Raw genomic sequence first — 1,258 nt, 5'->3', positions numbered from 1 at the left:
ATCATTTCCTGTAACTTTTAAAATCTAAAAAACAAAAAAGGGTTGTTTGAGATGCATGAAATAATCTGAAACAACCCTTAAAATAAAATTAAACGAGACCTTGAGATGTCAGTATTCCAGATGGCATGGTAACTAAATATATATCGCTCAGAGTCGTTATTTGCGGGTCAAATAAACTCTCCCCCTCACCACTCCATAAGTCGTCTCTCTCAAAGCCAGTGCGATGTCGACGCCGCACAGAACCTGACTCATCAATAGCCATGCCGCTACTAAACCTATACGACAAATAACCCCTCTGAGTATATTCACTAGGAGCAGTACTAGGCGCAGATCCAGACCCACCACCAGGACCGCTGTAACGAATTCTAGTCACTAAGTCTCCATTTCCCCCTAAAACACCTACGCTATCGTCACCAACCAAAACAATAAGATCATCGCTGCCTAAATTATCCCCACCAGACCATTCACTAGCATCGTTAAAATTGATAACTTGCTGATCATCAGAGTCCACTCGAATATAAATGGTATAAGACACATCCGGATCAAATGTTCTGTCTGAATGAGCAGAGCTTTCACCATTGATCAAATCAAACACAACAATCGATGTATTCATTAAAGCTTCACCAACATAAGCATCTGTCGTTGAGGCGTTACCTGATGAATCTTCAGAAAAACCTGTTGTAATTTCGATAGAATCATCTTCGGTTAAATCATCAAATCGATTCGTCCCTTCCAACTCATTTGCTTTAATTGTTGTTAAAGTAATGGCTAAAGTGTTGTCATCTGTTACATAAACACTTTCAATGTCCGAAAAGCTAAAGGTGACATTGTCGGTATCATCACTGCTAATGTCCCATTGCAAATTATCCCAATTAAAGTTGTTTTTAATATCGGTAGAATCCGTTTCTCCTCCAGATAAGAGTGTATTCATATCTGTACCAGTTAATGTCAGAGTATTACTGGTTTCATCGTAAGTGGCCCCTGTAAAGGTGTTTGTCGGTGCAGTTTCATCTTCAACAGCCACATCATTAATATTAAGCGTGACTGTTTGTTCTGACGCATTACCCGCTTCATCTGTGGCCACTACATTAAAGCTGTAACTTTCTTGCTCTTCATAATCCGGATTCGACGTTAAGATGACTTCACCTGTCATTGAATCAATGGCAAATGCATTCGCATCTGCACCACTTAAACTGTAGCTAATGTTATTTTCATCCGTTGCGGTAACAGTATAAACAACTTGATATCCACCACTGTT

At 39.6% G+C, this 1,258-nt stretch carries 1 protein-coding gene; it reads right to left on the bottom strand.

Annotated elements, in window-relative coordinates; all coding sequences use genetic code 11:
• Window positions 1-88: 88 nt before the first annotated feature.
• Window positions 89-1,258 (bottom strand): cadherin repeat domain-containing protein (locus E2R67_RS16330; protein WP_134292009.1); only part of this gene is annotated, 1,170 nt, incomplete at its 5' end.

This window comes from Psychromonas algicola (assembly GCF_004378355.1).
In the GTDB taxonomy this organism is placed as follows: domain Bacteria; phylum Pseudomonadota; class Gammaproteobacteria; order Enterobacterales; family Psychromonadaceae; genus Psychromonas.
This window is presented reverse-complemented; position numbering and strand designations above follow the sequence as displayed.